The sequence below is a fragment of the Acidisoma sp. 7E03 genome (genome assembly GCF_054665075.1).
Map to the genome: position 1 here is coordinate 1 of NZ_BAAFHE010000011.1, position 17,439 is coordinate 17,439.

The following is a 17,439-nucleotide window of genomic DNA, read 5'->3' on the forward strand; positions in this document are numbered from 1 at the left end:
GATGTCGGCCATCCGGCCTCGGCTCTCTTGGGTCCACATCCCAAGCTTGAATCAGACCGCGCCGAGCCGCCACAACCATTTTCAAACAGCCTCTAAGGTCCAAGCCGAGACGGCCGCACGCGCCGCAGCGGGCCGGACCACCGCGGCACCCCCTGCGGCGAAGCGAGCGACGGCGCGCGGCACGGTGGATGCCTGAGACCGCGCCCCCCGGCCGCCGCCTCGTCTGCGACAAAAGCCTGCAGGCATTCCCCGACCTGCCGTCTGACCTTCCCTCTCGGCTTTGACGGCGCGGGCCGGCTAGGGCATGGGTTTGCGCCATGAATAGCAGCACGCCCCGCCTCCGTTTCGCACCCAGCCCGACCGGCTATCTTCACGTCGGCAATCTGCGCACCGCCGTCGCCAACCACTTGTTCGCAACCCGCCACGGCGGCAGCCTGATGCTGCGCATGGACGATACCGATGCCGGGCGGTCCAAGCCGGAATATGAAACGGCGATTCAGGAGGATCTGCGCTGGCTCGGCATCAGCTGGGACAGCTTCGTGCGCCAGAGCGAGCGTCTGGCGGCCTATGAGGCCGCGGCCGATCGGCTGAAGGCCGTGGGCCTGCTCTATCCCTGCTTCGAGAGCGAAGAGGAACTCGCCGCCAAGCGCGCCCTGCGCCTGAAGCGGCGCCTGCCCCCGGTCTACGACCGGGCCATGCTGCAGATGACGGCCGAGCAGCGGGCCCAGGCCGAGGCCAACGGCAAGCGCCCCTATTGGCGCTTCAAACTGTCCGACGGAGAGGTCACCTGGCCGGACATGGTGTTCGGCGAGCGCCGGGTTAAGCTGCCCACCCTTTCGGACCCCGTTCTGATCCGCGCCGACGGCACCTTCCTCTATACCTTCACCTCGGTCGTGGACGATCTCGACTTCGGCATCACCCACATCATCCGCGGCGAAGACCACGCGACCAACACCGGCATCCAGATCGATCTGATGCGCGCGCTGGGCGGAAAGCCGGAGCAGATCGGCTTTGCCCACCTGCCGCTGTTGACCGATGCCGAAGGCGGCAAGCTCTCCAAGCGCTTCGACAGCCTCTCAGTGCGCAGCCTGCGAAAAGACGGGCTGGAGCCGGATGCCATCATCGCCTATCTCGCGCGTCTCGGCTCCTCTGACGGCATGGCGCCGCTCACCCGCACGGAGACGGCAGCGAGTTTCGATCTCGGTCGCATGTCCCATTCGGCGGCCGTCTTTGACCCACGCCAGCTCCTCGGCATCAACCGCCACCTGCTGCAGCGGCTGGACTTTGCCGAGGTCGCGGACCGTCTGCCCGAAGGCGCGACGGAGGCCTTCTGGCACGCCGTGCGCGGCAATCTCGATCTGCTGCGCGAGGCGCGGCTGTGGTGGGAGGTGGCAGCCGGCGAGATTCTCGTACCCGAGCAGCCAGAGGATGCGGCCTTCCTGCGGGCCGCGGCCGAGGCCCTGCCGCCCGAGCCATGGGATGACGCGACTGCCGGCCTCTGGACGAAGGCGCTGGCGGCCGCGACCGGCCGCCGCGGCCGCGCCCTCTATCACCCGCTGCGCCTGGCTTTGACGGGAGAGGAAAGCGGCCCTGACCTGCGCCATCTGCTGCTGCTCATCGGCCGCGACAAGGCTGCGCGCCGCCTGAAGCAGTCGGCGGGCTAAAACCCCCGCTTGCGGCAGGCGCGCCAGGCGCCGGCCACCAGGATGACGACGAGGCCGGCGAAGAGCAGCGGCCCCGGCAGCCAGGTGGGCAGGCCAAGGCGCGGCAGGCCGAGCCCGGCCGCCAGCGCCCACAGCAGGATCGCGCCGGCGAAGAGTGCGTCGTCCACGAAGAGGGACCAAAGCTCGTCCCGCACGCCGCGCAGGACGGCGCCGAGCCCCCTGTTCATGCCCTGCCTCCTGCGGCGAGACGCCGCTGCCGGGCGAGGCGGTCCGCGACGAGGGCGGCGGCCAGGAAGCCCAGACACAGGGCGATCAGGAAAAGGTCGCCGCCCGGCCAGACGATGCCGCCACCTTCGCCCACCCAGAAGCAGCCGAAGGCGCAGAGCAGCACGCCGACGATGAACTTCAGCAGGTTCTCCGGGATCATGGAGACAGGCCGGCGCAGCAGCAGGCCAAGCAGCACGACCACGAGAAGCGCGGCCACCGCCCCGCCGGCCGCGGGCCACAGCATGCCAGGCCCCGCCGCGCCGACCGCAATGACGATGAAGACGACCTCGATCCCTTCCACCATGGTGATCTTGAAGGCGGTGGACAGAGCCAGCCGATCCCATCCATGGGCGAGACCGGCCGCGCCCAGTTCCGCGCGGCTGCGGGCATACAGTGCCTCCTCATCGTTCAGCGGAATGATGCCGGCGCTCCGCAGTGCGGCCTTGCGCAGCCAGCGCATGCCGAAGAGCAGCAGCAGAAGACCGAGGGCGAGTTGCACGGCGGCCAGGGGCAGCTGCGTCAGCAAGGGTCCGAGTGCGAGGACGAGCAGCAGCAGCACGAGGAGCGCGAGCAGGCTGCCGCCGAGTGCGCTGCGCCAGCCGCGCATCGCGCCGACGGCGAGCACCACTGTCATCGCCTCGACGAACTCGACCATGGAGGCGAGGAAGGCGGCGAGGATAGATGGTCCGGCGTGAAGAAGAAGCGGCATGAACTCTCCGGTGCGGCAGAGGCCGATGCTTTACGCGCTCTGGCGCATCAGCAAAACCGTGCAGCCAAGACGGTCACGCAGCGGTCAAATCGGCGACGGTCGCAAACTCCGCACCAAGCGACCGATAGAGCGCATTGTGGCGCCTGATGATCGCCTCGGCCGTCTCGGCTTCCGTTCCCCAGGTGCTATGGGCATCGGCGGCGACAGTGACGGCGAGGCCCTGCGCCAGTCCTCCGCGGGTGGAGGCAAGGATGCAGTAGTCGCTCTGCGCGCCCGCCAGGATCACCCCTGACGCGCCTTGCGCTGTAACCCATGCCACCAGATCCGGATTGGAGAAGGCGTCCCCCACCGTCTTCGGGAATGTCGGCTCATGCGGCTCTTGCCCGATGGCGGACCAGATCGGCCAGCCCGCGGCACCGGGTTCCAGGGGATCACCAGGCGGCCCGTCATGACGCACGAAGGCAACCGGTCGACCGGCTGCACGGGCCCAGGCGAGCAATTGCCTCGTCCGTCGGATCAGATCATCCGCTTCATGGATCGGTGGCTGATTGCGTCCGTCGAACATATCGGCCTGCAGATCGATGACGATCAGCGGAGACAAGGGGGTCTTGGTCACGTGGGTGCGTCCAACCTCTTGGCGAAGAAGGTCCGCTCGTGCGGGCCAGGATAGGCATCCAGCCGGCCGAAGGCGCGGTAGCCGTGGCGGGGATAGAAGTCCGGCGCCTGGAAGCTGAAGGTGTCAAGCCAGACGCCGACACAGCCGCGGGCCGCAGCCTCCGTCTCGGCGCGGCCAAGAAGGGCAGTGCCGAGCCCCTGGCCGCGCGCCGCCTCGGGCAGGAAGAGCAGATCGATGTGCAGCCAGCGGTAGTAGCTGCGGCCCCAGAGCCCGCCGACAATGCGCCCCTTCGCCGTTTCCACCGTGTAGCAGAGCGTCTCGTCCGGCCAGGGACCGGCGCCCAACGCCGCATCGTTGAAACGCTCAAGCGGACGGGCGATCGCCGCCCGATGCTCAGGGCCCGCTTCCGCAATCGGCGTGATCCCGCGATGCACCACGCGGGCGGGGCCGGTCGGGTCCAGCCGACGCGCCAGGAAGAAGCGCTGGTGGCCAGGCGGGAAATCGGACATCTCACCGAAGACGGCATAGCCGTGCTGTTCGTAGAAGCCGCGCGCCTGGAAGCTGAAGGTATCGAGCCAGACCCCGACCGCGCCCCATGCCCGCGCCTGCGCCTCGGCCATGGCGAGGAGCGCCGAACCGAGCCCCTCCCCCCGCCGCGTCTCGGGCACGCAGATGAGTTCGATGAAGAGCCAGTCGTAGTAGAAGCGTCCCCAGAGGCCGCCCGCAATAGTACCGTCCCGGCCCGGAATGGCGAGGCACAGGGTGCGGTCCGGCCAGTCCCCCGTCCCCGCACGCGGGTCGCTGAAGGCGATGAGCGCATCCTCGATCGCATGGAAATGCGCGTCCGTGGCCGGGCTCGGCGTCGTGATGTGATACTCGGTCATGCGGGCGGCACTCTGCCCGAGGCTAGGGTACGACGCCAGCCTCCGCCTCCGCCCTCGCGCGGGCAAAGACGGCCGTGACCCAGGCAAAGAAGAGCGTCGCCGTGGTCGCGATGAGCGTGTTGTCGGTCGCCGAATGGACGGCGAAGACAAGACCCACCAGCATCATCACCTGCCGCTCAGGCCGGCGCATGCAGTGCGCCCCCTGCCGCCACCACAGCAGGAAGAGCAACAGGAGCAGGCCGAGGCCGATGGCGCCGCCCTCCACCGCGATGCGCAGATATTCGTCATGCGCGGCATTGGTGCCGAGCAGCTGCCACAATGGGGTGCCCACCGGCACCACCACCTTTCCGGCGCCCGTGCCCCAGCCGAGCCAGGGGGAGCGCCAGATCGCCGCCTCATAAACCGGCCAGATCAGCGTGCGGTTGCTCAGGCTCGCAACGTCGCCCTGCTCCGCGAGGGTCAGGAGCCGGACGAAGCCGAGAAAGGGCGCGGCGAAGATGGCGACGGCCGGCGCCGCGAAGCCCGCCAGGAGGATAGGGAGCCGCGCGCGCCAGGGCCAGGCCGGGCTGCGCACCCCGAGCGTCACCAGGAGAAGAAAGAGCGCGGCGAGGGCGAGCGGCGCCCGGGCCCCCGTCGCGACCAGGATGAGCAGGTCGCCGCCCAGTAGGATGATCCAGCACCTCACCGGGCCGCGCACCCGCTCGAACAGCAAGGCATAGAGGCTGGTGAGGGTGAACCCCGCGAGGAAGGCGGGATGGCTGGAGGCGCCGAGACGAAGGGCGCCGTCCTGCAAGAGATAGAGCGGGCGAAACCCGGCGAGCGCGAGAAGGCTGCCGAAACCCACAACCCCGAAGGGGGCGAGGATGACGGCGGTGATGACCTGACGGCACCAGAGCGGTGGCACGCGGAGGAAGGAAAAGGCGAAGGGCGCGACCGAGCCCACCAGACTGCGCAGCACCTCGGCGAGTCCGAGGCCGGGCCAGTAGCCGTGCAGCGCGCCACCCAGCGTCATGATCGGAAAAGCAAGCGCCGGATGGACAAGGTGCAGCCGCGGCCCGTAGCGCAGCAGACAGAGCAAGGCGAGCAAAAGGCCCGCAGCCTTGCCGAGACCGATCAGCAGTTCAGGGTCCGGCAGTCTCAGGAGATCGGCCAGCCACATTTCCGGGCAGGTTGCGACCGCGAGCAACCACAGCATCGTCGCCCGCGCCGGAAAGGCGGCGGCCAGGGCCAGCAGCAAAAGGCCTGGCCCAAGAAGAAGGGTAATCCAGAAGGCCTCAGGCGCGAACCAGGCAAGCGCCGCGGCGAGGAAGACGGCCGCGCCCACCATCGCGGGCCAGAAAATCGCACCCACCCCGTCCATTCCGATATCGTATCATATCGTGAAGCTGGACGAAAAGGGCGGCGCGCCGCCACCCCAGAGGCCGAGCCTCAGCGGCGGCGGAGCTTGCGCGCGGCGTAGCGGGCGTCGCGGGCGGCCTTCTGCTTCGCCTTTAGCTCGATTTCGGCCAGGCGGGCTTGCTCGGCCGCTTCCAGCTCGGCTTCGATCCGGGCCAGCTCTTCGGCACGCAGGCGCTCCTGCTCCTCGGCCTGGCGCTTCAACTCCTCCTGCCGGCGGACCTCACGCTCGGCATCACGGATCGCCCGTGCCTCGGCGATGCGCTTGCGCTCTTCGGCAAGAGCGATGAGGCGGGGGTGGTCCCCCTGGGGCCGAGCCTTGAATTTTTCCAGAAGCGCCTGTTTGGCCTTGAGTGCCGCGTCGCGGCGGTCGTTGAAACTATTTGCCTTGAAGCCAGCCATACTCTCTTCTCTCTAGCGGCGCCAAGGACAGGGCCCGGGAAGCCGCCCTCCTGTCGCCATCGGTTTTAGCATGGGCGCTTCATACACTGGTTAAAGCCAGGGTGAAGCGCCCATTATTTTGGGGGAGGTGCGCGTTTGCCGCCTCCCTTGTCTCGACTATATTGGCAAGCGGGGTAGCGGAGGCGCTTTTCCGAGGCTATTCCTTAGGTTCTGCAACTCTGAGAGTGAGCTGTTATGGCGACTGGTACCGTGAAGTGGTTCAACATGGAGAAGGGGTACGGCTTCATTACCCCGCAGGAAGGTGGAAAGGACGTTTTCCTGCACATTACTGCGGTCCAGGCCGCCGGATTGAAGAGCGTCACCGAAGGGGACCGCATCAGCTACGAGATCATCACCGAACGCGGCAAGCAGGCCGCTTCCAACATCCAGAAGCTCTGAAACGAGCACACCGCCCTGGGAGGAATGACTAGGGCGGTTTCTTTTTTGTCGAACGCCGCCATCTGACAGCCGGGCGGTTCGCCGATCCGCCCTTCCTCAACGGAGAGACGGAATGAGACTTGGTGTGTCTTTTTGCGCCGCGAGCCTGGGCTTGGTACTCGGTGCCAGCACGGCCTTCGCGCAACCCGCCCTGCCGGCCTGCGACAGCGATCAGGCACGCAGCGGCATCGAGGTCGCGCTCAAGAAATCCAACGCTCCCTTCAGCGTGACCGATCTGGCCGGCATCACGACGGACAAGCAGAGCGACAGCGAGATCGCCTGCCTCGCGATCGCCACCCTGTCGAACGGCAGCCACCGGCCGATCGGCTATAAGTTCCGCATCTACAACGGCAAGGTGCAGAGCTGGGTCGGGCTTTTCGTGATGAAGGGGTCAAAGTAAATCCCAACCGCCAGGTCCTGAGCCGGGCGAAGCCGCCCCGACGGCCTTTGGGCGCCACAACCGGTAGACCCGCGGCATGAGCCGCGGGTGACGGTGAAGAGAGCACGTCCGTCAAAACCTGGCAGACCGTAAAGACTCTCCAGAACCATCCTTCCTGGCGTCATGCCGGTCCTTGTCACGGGCATCTATCCGTGGCGCGGCCTCACCCCAGGCTGCGGATGGCGATGGCTGCCGCCGCCGCCCGGTTCTCCACCCCGAGCTTGGTGTAGATCTGCTCGAGATGCTTCTGCACCGTGCGCGGGCTCATGCCGAGGATCTCGGCGATGTCCCGCGTGCCCTTGCCATGACCGATCCAGAGCAGCACCTCGGCCTCGCGCGCCGTCAGGCCCAGCCGCTCGCGCAGCCGCACCTCCTCGCCCGAATGCCGGGCTTCCTGGACGCGAAAGAGGATCTCGTCCGGCGCCATCCGCCCGACATAGACGAACTGCACCACCGTCCCGTCGCCCAGGCTCGCCGCCACCTCTCCCGGCGTCGCGGCTGTCGATTCGGAGAGCCAGTCCGCAACCCACGGGCAGGCAGGCCCATCCTCCTCCGCAGGAGGCAGGCGCGCGAGCAACTGCGCCGCCTGGGGCGTCGCCCATTGCAATTCCCCCTCCGTGTCGGTCGCGAGCAGGAAGCGTCCCGCGGTATCCAGCGCCGCCTGGGCGCTCTGCGTACGCCGCGCTCCCGTGAGGTGGACGCGGATGCGCGCCACCACCTCGTCGAGCTGCAGCGGCTTGGTCACGTAATCCACCCCGCCAGCCTCAAGGCCGCGCACCACGTCCTCGCTCTCGGTGAGACCGGTCATGAAGATGATCGGCACGGACGCAAGCGCCGGGTTACGCTTCATCCGCCGACAAGCCTCGAAGCCGTCCATTCCGGGCATCACCGCATCGATCAGGATGACGTCGGGCTGCACCCGTTCCAGCACCGTCATGGCCGCCTGGGCCGATTGCGCCATCAGCACCGTATAGCCCGCATCCTCCAGCACATCCCCGAGAACGCCGAGGGTCCCGGGTGTATCATCGACCACCAGGATGATGTCACGGCGCTTCATTCCGCAGCCTCCGGCGGCCGTCGGGCGTCGAGCGCCGCGATGAAGGCGTCCAGCCGGTAATCCGCGATCAGCGCCCGCAGGGGTTCGAGATCGGCGGCGAGGCCAGGCTGCTCCTCCGCCAGCGCATCCAGCCGCTGGCGGATGCCGCGGACATAGCCGATGGCGGCCAACTCCCTGAGTTCGCCGAGCTGTTGCGGTGTAAGTTCGGTGCCTTCCACCGCCTGCTCAGGCAGCGCGGTGGTGGCAAGGCGCGTCCATTCGAGAGCGAGGAGACGGCCAATGCTCTCCAGCAGCAGATCGAGCCGGACGGGCTTGGCCATGACATCATTATGAAATTGCCCTTCGCGTGGTGCGGCTTCCAGCTCCCGCGCGTTGGCGGAGACGATGATGATGGGCGCGGCCGTTTCCATCTCCTCGCGCAGCCTCTGGGCCAGGGTCCATCCCGTCATGTCCGGCATGGAGAGGTCGAGCAGGAACAGATCGGGCCGCCATTGCTCCGTCATCGCCAGACAATCGGCGCCACCCGCCGCGCCCACCACGGTGAAGCCGAGCGGCGTCAAGAGATCGAGCATGAGCGAGCGCTGCGTCGCGTCGTCATCCGCTACCAGAACCGTGAGCCGCCGGCCGCGATAGCCGGTTATCTCGAGTTCGGCCGGCGCAGGCTTCAGGGCTTCTGCCGCCTCCGACAGCATCAGCCGCAGGCGAAAGCGGCTGCCCTCGCCCAGCCGGCTGGTCGCCGTCACCTCGCCCCCCATCACCTCCGTCAACAGCCGCACGATGGTGAGGCCGAGGCCGGTGCCGGGCACGGATTGATCGCCCGCGCGCTGGAACGGCTCGAAGATGCGCGCGAGGTCGGCCTCGGCAATCCCCCGGCCCGTATCGGCGATCTCGAATTCTGCCACCTGGCTGCGATAACGCACGATGAAGGTGACGCTGCCGGCGCTCGTGAACTTGATGGCGTTGGAGAGCAGGTTGATCAGCACCTGGCGCAGCCGATGCTCATCCGCATAGACCACGCGGGGCAGCGGATCGGCCCGGTAATGCAGGGCAATGCCCTTCGTCTCTGCCTGCAGCCGCATCATCTGCACGAGATGGTCGAGAAATTCCGGCAGGCGGATCTCGTCCCGATACAGCTCGATATGCCCGGCCTCGATCTTGGAGATGTCGAGCAGGCCGCCGATCAGCGCCGTCAGATGCTCGCCGGAGCGGCGGATGATCCGCAGGCCCTCGCGCTTGCGGGCGGGGATGTCCGCATCCTTCTCCAAGAGCTGGGCGTAGCCGAGGATGGCGTTGAGCGGGCTGCGCAGCTCGTGGCTGATGCCGACGACGTAGCGGCTCTTGGCGCGGCTGGCGGCCTCCGCCGCTTCCTTGGCGCGCTGTAGCTCGGCATCGGTCTGGCGGTGGGCGCTGATCTCGTCGAGCAGCAGGGCCGTCTGGCGCCGCGTCTCCTCCTCCGCCGCGCGCCGGCTCTCCTGCGCCAGCACGGCGAGCCAGGAGACGACGCCGCCGATGACGAGCATGACGAGGAAGGTCTTCCAGAAAGCGGCCGTCGCGGCGGCCTCGCTGATCGGGCCGCTGCTCACCGTCTGCGCATCGATCGCGATGAGCAGCAGGCCGGTGCCGGCAGCGAAGAGGAAGAGGACGCCCAGGAAGCGGGCGAGGCGTGCGCGGGTCAGCGCCAGGATGGGCGCGGGCAGGACGAAGCGGAAGCTTTTCGCCATCTGCTCGCCCACGCGGCCATGCGGCTTGCAGGCGTCGTGGCAGCGCGCGTCGAGCGAACAGCAGAGCGAGCAGATCGGCCCGGAATAGACCGGACAATAGGCCATGTCCTCAGGCTCGAATTCATGTTCGCAGACGCTGCAGGCGATGGTGCCGCGGCTGGCCCAGGCGGCACGGCCACGGCGGGCGAGATAGGTACGACCGCCCGTCGCCCAGGCGATGACGGGGGCGGCGAGGAAGGCGCTGCCGAAGGCGAGGAAGGTGGAAAGCGCCGCTGCCCCCGCGCCAAAGGCCCCGGCATAGGCGCCAAGCGAGACGACCACCGCCAGCAGCATGGCGCCGACGCCGACCGGGTTGATGTCGAAGAGATGCGCCCGCTTGAACTCGATGCCACGTGGGCTGAGGCCGAGCCGCTTGTTGACGACGAGATCGGCGACCAGCGCGCCCATCCAGCCGGCCGCGACGTCGGAATAGACGACCAGCGTGTGCTGAATCGTCTTGGTGACGCCCGTCTCCATCAGCAGCAGGGCGATGACGATGTTGAAGATGAGCCAGACGACGCGGCCGGGATGGCTGTGCGTAAGGCGCGAAAAGAAGTTCGACCAGGCGAGCGAGCCGGCATAGGCATTGGTGACGTTGATCTTGACCTGCGAGACGACGACGAGGGCGCAGGTCGCGGCGAGGGCGACGGGCGGCGAGAGGATGGTGCCGAAGGCGATGTGGTACATCGCGGCCGGCTGCACCGCATCCTGCACGCCGAGCCCGCTCTGCAGCGCGACATAGGCGAGCAATGACCCCGCCAGCAGCTTGATGACGTCGATCGCGATCCAGCCCGGGCCGCCGAGCAGCAGGGCGGTCCACCAGCGCCGGCCGCCGATGGCGCTGCGGGGCGGCAGGAAGCGGATGAAATCCACCTGCTCGGCCGTCTGCGTGATCATGGCGAAGAGGATGGAGGCGGCGGCGCCGAAGCTCACCAGGGAGAAGCCGGCGTGGCCCGCGGCCCCGGTGAAGCGCGTCCAGCCCGGCAGCCAGTCAGGATGCGTCGCCAACACGGCGACGATGGGCACCAGGTTGAGGATGAACCAGACCGGCTGGGTCCAGAGCTGGAAGCGGCTGATGAAGGTGATGCCATGCGTCACCAGCGGCACGACGACGACGGCGCAGAGGATGTAGCCGAGCCATTCCGGCACGCCGAAGAAGTGCTGCAGCATGGCAGCGAGAATGACCGCCTCGATCCCGAAGAAGATGAAGGTGAAACTCGCATAGATCAGCGAGGTGATGGTCGAGCCGATGTAGCCGAAGCCGGCGCCGCGGGTCAGCAGGTCGATGTCGACGCCGGCGCGCGCGGCGTGGGCGCAGACCGGAATACTGATGACGAAGATCATCACGCTGACGAAGGCGATGGCGAGGATCGAATTCTGGAAGCCGTAGGCAAGCGTGATAGTGCCGCCGATCGCTTCAAGCGCCAGGAAGGAGACGGCACCGAGGGCCGTATTGGCGACGCGGAGCGGCGACCATTTGCGCGCGCTTTTCGCGGTGAAGCGCAGCGCATAGTCTTCGAGGGTCTGGTTCGCGACCCAGCGGTTGTATTCCCGTCTCTGCCGGGTGATGCGCTGCCGCGCGAGCCGGGCAGAGCCCGCGGGCGCCCCGATCCTCATCGCCTCACCCCAGCCCGCATCTCGTTCCGTTCCTTCGGTCCGTCATCTCACCACACCGCCCTCGGGCTGTCATACGCGCTTTGACGTATGGGCCGCGGCCGCCCGAAGCCCTCACAGTCTCGTCAGCTCGCATTTACGACGCATGACGCTTTTCCGAAAACAGGAGCCGCGACGATGACGGACGAGATCCGGTCTGAGACCTCTTCGCCAACCACCGCCACCGAGACCCCGAAGGTCGAAATGGGCCGCCGCTCGCTCGGCGGCCTGTCGCTCGCCGCCGCCGCGGCCGCGACCCTGGGGGGTGCGGCCGTTGGCACGGTGGCGACCACACGCCCCGCCCGCGCCCAATCCGCCGACCCGATCAAGGTCGGCATCCTGCACTCCCTCTCCGGCACCATGGCGATCAGCGAGACGCCGCTGAAGGAAGTGATGCTGATGCTGATCGACCAGCAGAACGCCAATGGCGGCCTGCTCGGCCGCAAGCTGGAGCCGGTCGTCGTCGACCCCGCCTCCAACTGGCCGCTGTTCGCCGAGAAGGCGAAGCAGCTGCTCTCGGTCGACAAGTGCGACGCCGTCTTCGGCTGCTGGACCTCGGTCTCCCGCAAATCCGTCCTGCCGGTCTTCGAGCAGCTCAACGGCATCCTCTTCTACCCGGTGCAGTATGAGGGGCAGGAGTGCAGCCGCAACATCTTCTACACCGGCGCGGCGCCGAACCAGCAGGCGATCCCGGCGGTCGACTACCTGATGAACACCATGCACGTGAAGCGCTGGGTTCTGGCGGGCACGGACTACGTCTATCCCCGCACCACCAACAAGATCCTCGAGGCCTATCTGAAGTCGAAGGGCGTCGCCGCCTCCGACATCATGATCAACTACACGCCCTTCGGCTATTCCGACTGGCAGGGCATCGTCTCCCAGATCAAGAGCTTCGGCTCTGCTGGACAGAAGACCGCCGTCGTCTCCACCATCAATGGCGACGCCAACGTGCCCTTCTACAAGGAACTCGGCAACCAGGGCATCAAGGCGACGGATATTCCGGTGGTCGCCTTCTCGGTGGGTGAGCAGGAACTGGCTGGCATCGATACCAAGCCGCTGGTCGGCCATCTCGCCGCCTGGAACTACTTCGAGAGCGTCGACACGCCTGACAACGAGCAGTTCATCTCGGACTTCAAGAAGTTCACCAAGAACGACAAGCGCGTCACGAACGACCCGATGGAAGCAGCCTATATCGGCTTCAACATGTGGGTGAAGGCGGTGGAAAAGGCGAACACCACCGACCATGACGCGGTGATCGAGGCGCTGATCGGCGTCGCCCATCCGAACCTCACCGGCGACATCGCGACGATGATGCCCAATCATCACCTGACCAAGCCCGTCCTGATCGGCGAAATTCAGGACAATGGCCAGTTCAACGTGGTGTGGCAGACACCGGGCACCGTCGTCGGCCAGCCCTGGTCCCCGTATCTGCCGGAATCGAAGGACCTGATCGGCGATTGGCTACCGCCGATGAACTGCGGCAACTACGACGTCGTGAAGGGCAAGTGCCTGGGCAGCGTCAACAAGGCTTGATTTGCCTCGCCTTCCGTCACCCGCGGGCTTGTCCCGCGGGTTCACCCGCCGGGGCGCCCGGAGCATGGATGCGCGGCATGACGCCGCGCATGACGCTTATCAGCACGCATGCGAGCATTTGAAGGAGTGCGATCATTGCGCATAAAATCCAAATGCGGGCTATCCTGGTGCCGCGCCGGCCTCGCCCTCCTGATCATGCTGGTCGCAAGCCTCGCCATCGGCTTGTCTGCCCCGGTCCATGCGCAGTCAACGGCTGCCAATCCCACCACGAGGGCTGACCCTTACGCAGGCCTCGCCAGTGCCGATTTCGACACCATCGTGAACGCCGTGCAAGCGATCGCCGTCTCCGGGGATCCGCGGGCGCGCGCGGTTCTCAAGGCGCTCGGCGACAACGAACTCTACACCTGGAAATATCCGCGGCCAGACAACGGGCTCTTCATCCATGACATGGAGAGCCATGCCTGGATGGATGCGCGGACCGGCGCCAAGATCCACGCGCCGCCCTTCATGAACATCCGTAAGGTGATCGCCAATACGATGGTGACCGGCGCCATCACCACGGCGCTGGGGGTGATGGATCTCTCCGACCCCTCCTCTGCCCGCCGCCGCGCCGCTGCCGAGGCGATCTTCGAATCGCCCTCGCCCGACAGCCGCCTCATCGTGCAGAAGGCGCTCGCCCGCGAGACGGAGAGCAGCGTTCGCACCACGCTGGCACAAGCCTTGGCGGCCGACGAGCTGGTGACACCGGGCACCGACCAAGCGACGCAGCTCGCCGCCGTCAAGACCATTGCCGCGCGCGGCGATCTCACGGCGCGCAACGAGCTCGCCTCCCTCTCCGGTCTCGCCCCGCCGGCGGCCGCCGCCGTCACCGCCGCGATCACCCATATCGACTTCACGCTCAAGCTCTGGAACTGGCTGGAGACCGTCTATTACGGCATCAGCCTCGGCTCCGTCCTCCTGCTCGCCGCCGCCGGCCTCGCCATCACCTTCGGCGTGATGGGCGTCATCAACATGGCGCATGGCGAGATGGTGATGATCGGTGCCTATACGACCTATTGCGTGCAGCAGGCGATCCAGAGCTACGCGCCCGGGCTCTTCGGCGGCAGCGTGCTCATCGCCGTTCCGGCCGCCTTCGTGGTGGCTGGGCTGATCGGCATCCTCATCGAGCGCTGCCTCATCCGCTTCCTCTACGGCCGCCCGCTCGAGACGCTGCTCGCGACCTGGGGCCTCAGTCTGATCCTGCAGCAGGCGGTCCGCTCGATCTTCGGCGCGGAAAACCAGAACGTCGCAAGCCCGGGCTGGATGAGCGGCTATTTCATGGCCGGTGGCCTCACCATCACCATCAACCGGCTGTGCATCATCCTCTTCGCCTTCGCCGTCGTCGCCGGGCTGATGGCGGTGATGCGCTACACACCGCTCGGCTTGCGCATGCGCGCGGTGACGCAGAACCGGCGCATGGCGGCGGCGATGGGCATCCGCACGCCCTGGATCGACGCCATGACCTTCGGCCTCGGCTCAGGCCTCGCCGGTGTCGCGGGCGTCGCGCTCAGCCAGATCGACAACGTCTCCCCCAATCTCGGCCAGAACTACATCATCGACAGCTTCATGGTCGTGGTCTTCGGCGGCGTCGGCAATCTGTGGGGCACGGTGCTCGCCGCCCTCACGCTCGGCATCGTCAACAAGGGGCTGGAACCCGTCGCCGGCGCCGTGCTCGGCAAGATCGTGGTTCTTGTCATCATCATTCTCTTCATTCAGCGGCGCCCGCGCGGGCTGTTCCCGGTCAAGGGACGGGCGGTGGAAGCATGACACGCACACGCCTTTCCCTGACGCTGACGCCGGTGATCATCATCGGCGTCGCCCTCCTCCTCGCCATCCTCAACCTGGCCACACCTCCGGCCAGCGCTCTCCATGTCTCGGATTTCGTCGTGGGTCTCGCGGGCAAATACCTCTGCTACGCGCTGCTGGCGCTGGCCGTCGATCTCGTCTGGGGTTTCGCCGGCATCCTGACGCTCGGCCATGCCGCCTTCTTCGCCCTCGGCGGCTATTGCATGGGCATGTATCTGACGCGCGAGATCGGCGCGCGCGGCGTCTATGCCAATGCGAACCTGCCGGACTTCATGATCTTCATCGGCTGGAAGCAGTTGCCCTGGTACTGGCACGGCTTCGCCTGGTTCCCCTTCGCCATGCTGATGGTGCTGATCGTGCCGGCCGTGCTCGCCGCCCTCTTCGGCTTCCTCGCCTTCCGCAGCCGCGTCTCCGGCGTCTATCTCTCGATCATCACCCAAGCGCTGACCTATGCGCTGCTGCTCGCCTTCTTCCGCAACGACATGGGCTTCGGCGGCAATAACGGGATGACGGGCTTCAAGGACATCCTGGGCTTCTCGCTCGACCGTAGCGGTACCACGACGGCGCTGATGCTGATCTCCGCCCTCTGTGTGGCGGCCGCTTTCCTCGGCGCCCGCTTCCTCGTCGGCAGTCGCTATGGCCAGGTGCTTGTCGCGGTGCGGGATGCGGAAAGCCGCACGCGCTTCCTCGGCTACCGGCCGGAATACTACAAACTCGTGGTCTGGACGGTCTCGGCCGTGATCGCCGCCATCGGTGGTGCGCTCTACGTGCCGCAGGTCGGCATCATCAACCCGAGCGAATTCGCCCCCGCCAATTCCATCGAAGCGGTGATCTGGGTCGCGGTCGGCGGGCGTGGCACGCTGTCGGGCGCCATTCTCGGCGCGGTGCTGGTGAATTTCGGCAAGACGATCCTGACTGGCGCCCTGCCCGGCGCCTGGCTCTACGTGCTCGGGGGACTCTTCATCCTCGTCACCCTCTTCCTGCCGCGCGGCATCCTCGGCACCTGGCGCAGCCGGGGAGAGACCGTACTGCCGACGGCGCAGGAACCGCAGGGCTTGGCCGCCATCGACGCGGGGGCGGCCGACCGACGCGAAAGCGGCAGCGCCGAGGAGACACCAGCATGAACGCGCAGCCCATCGGCGCCGTGAGCGACGACCTGCTCTATCTCAGCGGCGTCAACAAGACCTTCGACGGCTTCAAGGCGATCAACAACCTGTCCTTGACGCTGGCGCGCGGCGAGATGCGCGCCGTGATCGGCCCGAACGGTGCCGGCAAGAGCACGATGATGGACATCATCACCGGCAAGACGCGGCCGGATACCGGCCAGGTGATCTTCGGCGCTGCGACCGATCTCACCCGGCTGGACGAACCGGCCATCGCGAAGCTCGGCATCGGGCGGAAGTTCCAGAAGCCGACGACCTTCGAGAATCACACCGTCTGGAACAATCTCCTCCTGGCGCTTGCCGGCAACCGGTCCCCCTGGTTCACGCTGCGCGCCCGCAAGACCCAGGCGGAACGGGCGAAGATCGAGGAACTGCTGGAGACGATCCGGCTGACGGCGCATCGGGACCGGCTCGCCGCCAATCTCTCGCACGGGCAGAAGCAATGGCTCGAAATCGGCATGCTGCTGGCGCAGGACCCGCAGCTGCTGCTGGTGGACGAGCCGGTGGCCGGCATGACGGACGCCGAGACGGAACAGACGGCGCATCTCCTGCGCGACATCAACCGGACGCGCTCTGTCGTGGTGGTGGAGCATGACATGACCTTCGTGCGCGCGCTTGGCGTGAAGGTGACGGTGCTGCACGAAGGTTCGGTTCTGTCGGAAGGCTCGCTCGATCACGTGAGCGCCGATCCGAAGGTGATCGACGTCTATCTGGGGCGGTGAGGATGCAACGAACTGCCACACCCGCATCGTCACCGCCGGCTCTTGCCGCGTCCTCCCCGGGCTTGTCCCGGGGATCTACCCGTCCGTCTCGTCTCTCTACCGGGTGGATGCCCGGCATGAAGCCGGGCATGACGAAGAAGATCGGAGGTCGTCCGAATGCTTGAAGTCCAGTCCATCAACCTGCAGTACGGCGCGGCGCTCGCGCTGCGCGGCGTCTCCATCACCGCGGCGCCGGGTACCGTCACCTCCATCCTCGGCCGCAACGGCGTCGGCAAGACGAGCCTGTTGCGTGCCATCACCGGCGCGCATCCCATTTCGGGCGGAGACATCCGCTGGGAGGGCGAGAGCATCGCGCGCATGCCCTCCTACGAAAGGGCGCGCCGCGGCATCGCCTGGGTGCCGCAGGGGCGGGACATCTTTCCCCTGCTGACCGTGCGCGAAAACCTGGAAACAGGCTTCGCCGTGCTCCCTCGACGGGAGCGGAAGATCCCCGAGGAGATCTTCGATCTGTTCCCGATTCTCAAGACCATGCTGAGCCGGCGCGGCGGTGACTTGTCAGGCGGGCAGCAGCAGCAGCTCGCCATCGGCCGCGCGCTCGTCATGCGCCCGCGCCTGCTGGTGCTGGACGAGCCGACCGAGGGCATCCAGCCCAGCATCATCAAGGATATCGGCCGTGTCATTGCCCTGCTCCGCAGCCGCGGCACCATGGCGATTCTGCTGGTCGAGCAATATTACGATTTCGCCCATGAGCTGGCGCAGACGCTGGCGGTGATGGATCGCGGGTCCATCGTCGTCGCGGGCGACCGGGACAGCCTGGACGAGACGGAGGTACGGCGCCATCTGTCGGTCTGAG

16 protein-coding genes are annotated in these 17,439 nt (G+C 67.1%); 8 read left to right on the forward strand and 8 right to left on the reverse strand.

All coding sequences use genetic code 11. The annotated features are described in order from the left end of the window. Positions 1-317: 317 nt before the first annotated feature. On the forward strand, positions 318-1,664 hold the full coding sequence (gltX, locus tag ACYQ6W_RS16665; protein WP_459676874.1) for a glutamate--tRNA ligase: 1,347 nt from the start codon (positions 318-320) through the stop codon (positions 1,662-1,664). Here gltX and ACYQ6W_RS16670 read toward each other — a convergent pair. From ACYQ6W_RS16670 to ACYQ6W_RS16695, 6 genes are all read right to left on the reverse strand, one after another. Continuing rightward, positions 1,661-1,891, reverse strand: a complete 231-nt coding sequence (locus ACYQ6W_RS16670) for a hypothetical protein (RefSeq protein ID WP_459676875.1) — start codon at positions 1,889-1,891, stop codon at positions 1,661-1,663. The two genes, gltX and ACYQ6W_RS16670, sit on opposite strands and share 4 nt — an antisense overlap. Next, on the reverse strand, positions 1,888-2,640 hold the full coding sequence (locus ACYQ6W_RS16675; protein WP_459676877.1) for a hypothetical protein: 753 nt from the start codon (positions 2,638-2,640) through the stop codon (positions 1,888-1,890). The genes ACYQ6W_RS16670 and ACYQ6W_RS16675 overlap by 4 nt, the downstream gene beginning before the upstream one ends. A 73-nt stretch (positions 2,641-2,713) precedes the next feature. Beyond that, a complete protein-coding gene (locus ACYQ6W_RS16680; RefSeq protein ID WP_459676878.1) occupies positions 2,714-3,256 on the reverse strand; it encodes an isochorismatase family protein in 543 nt (180 codons plus the stop codon). Continuing rightward, positions 3,253-4,140 (reverse strand): GNAT family N-acetyltransferase, encoded by an 888-nt coding sequence (locus tag ACYQ6W_RS16685; protein WP_459676879.1) that lies wholly within the window; start codon positions 4,138-4,140, stop codon positions 3,253-3,255. Before ACYQ6W_RS16685 ends, ACYQ6W_RS16680 begins: the two co-directional genes overlap by 4 nt. Before the next feature lie 22 nt (positions 4,141-4,162). Further along, on the reverse strand, positions 4,163-5,500 hold the full coding sequence (locus ACYQ6W_RS16690) for an O-antigen ligase family protein (protein ID WP_459676880.1): 1,338 nt from the start codon (positions 5,498-5,500) through the stop codon (positions 4,163-4,165). A gap of 68 nt (positions 5,501-5,568) precedes the next feature. After that, the gene (locus ACYQ6W_RS16695) at positions 5,569-5,937 is read right to left on the reverse strand and encodes a DUF6481 family protein (protein WP_459676881.1); all 369 of its coding nucleotides are present in this window, start codon (positions 5,935-5,937) and stop codon (positions 5,569-5,571) included. A gap of 234 nt (positions 5,938-6,171) precedes the next feature. On the opposite strand from ACYQ6W_RS16695, the gene ACYQ6W_RS16700 reads away from it, so the two are divergent. Together ACYQ6W_RS16700 and ACYQ6W_RS16705 are read left to right on the forward strand one after the other, a co-directional pair. After that, positions 6,172-6,375, forward strand: a complete 204-nt coding sequence (locus ACYQ6W_RS16700; RefSeq protein ID WP_459676882.1) for a cold-shock protein — start codon at positions 6,172-6,174, stop codon at positions 6,373-6,375. A gap of 112 nt (positions 6,376-6,487) precedes the next feature. Next, positions 6,488-6,814 carry a hypothetical protein gene (locus ACYQ6W_RS16705; RefSeq protein ID WP_459676883.1) on the forward strand — a complete coding sequence of 109 codons (327 nt, stop codon included), beginning with the start codon at positions 6,488-6,490 and terminating at the stop codon, positions 6,812-6,814. A gap of 202 nt (positions 6,815-7,016) precedes the next feature. Here ACYQ6W_RS16705 and ACYQ6W_RS16710 read toward each other — a convergent pair whose 3' ends face one another. Then, a complete protein-coding gene (locus ACYQ6W_RS16710) occupies positions 7,017-7,910 on the reverse strand; it encodes a response regulator (RefSeq protein ID WP_459676884.1) in 894 nt (297 codons plus the stop codon). Beyond that, on the reverse strand, positions 7,907-11,287 hold the full coding sequence (locus tag ACYQ6W_RS16715; RefSeq protein ID WP_459676885.1) for a hybrid sensor histidine kinase/response regulator: 3,381 nt from the start codon (positions 11,285-11,287) through the stop codon (positions 7,907-7,909). The genes ACYQ6W_RS16710 and ACYQ6W_RS16715 overlap by 4 nt, the downstream gene beginning before the upstream one ends. A gap of 240 nt (positions 11,288-11,527) precedes the next feature. On the opposite strand from ACYQ6W_RS16715, the gene urtA reads away from it, so the two are divergent. The 5 genes from urtA (at position 11,528) to urtE (ending at position 17,438) form a co-directional block, all read left to right on the forward strand. Then, positions 11,528-12,856, forward strand: a complete 1,329-nt coding sequence (gene urtA / locus ACYQ6W_RS16720) for an urea ABC transporter substrate-binding protein (protein WP_459677118.1) — start codon at positions 11,528-11,530, stop codon at positions 12,854-12,856. Positions 12,857-12,991: 135 nt separating this feature from the next. Further along, the gene (gene urtB, locus ACYQ6W_RS16725; protein WP_459676886.1) at positions 12,992-14,662 is read left to right on the forward strand and encodes an urea ABC transporter permease subunit UrtB; all 1,671 of its coding nucleotides are present in this window, start codon (positions 12,992-12,994) and stop codon (positions 14,660-14,662) included. After that, a complete protein-coding gene (gene urtC, locus ACYQ6W_RS16730) occupies positions 14,659-15,825 on the forward strand; it encodes an urea ABC transporter permease subunit UrtC (protein WP_459676887.1) in 1,167 nt (388 codons plus the stop codon). The genes urtB and urtC overlap by 4 nt, the downstream gene beginning before the upstream one ends. Then, complete coding sequence (gene urtD, locus ACYQ6W_RS16735; RefSeq protein ID WP_459676889.1) at positions 15,822-16,586, forward strand: urea ABC transporter ATP-binding protein UrtD; 765 nt, start codon at positions 15,822-15,824, stop codon at positions 16,584-16,586. The genes urtC and urtD overlap by 4 nt, the downstream gene beginning before the upstream one ends. Positions 16,587-16,742: 156 nt before the next feature. Further along, positions 16,743-17,438: an urea ABC transporter ATP-binding subunit UrtE gene (gene urtE / locus ACYQ6W_RS16740; protein ID WP_459676890.1), complete on the forward strand. Its 696-nt coding sequence runs from the start codon at positions 16,743-16,745 to the stop codon at positions 17,436-17,438. Position 17,439: the final 1 nt, after the last annotated feature.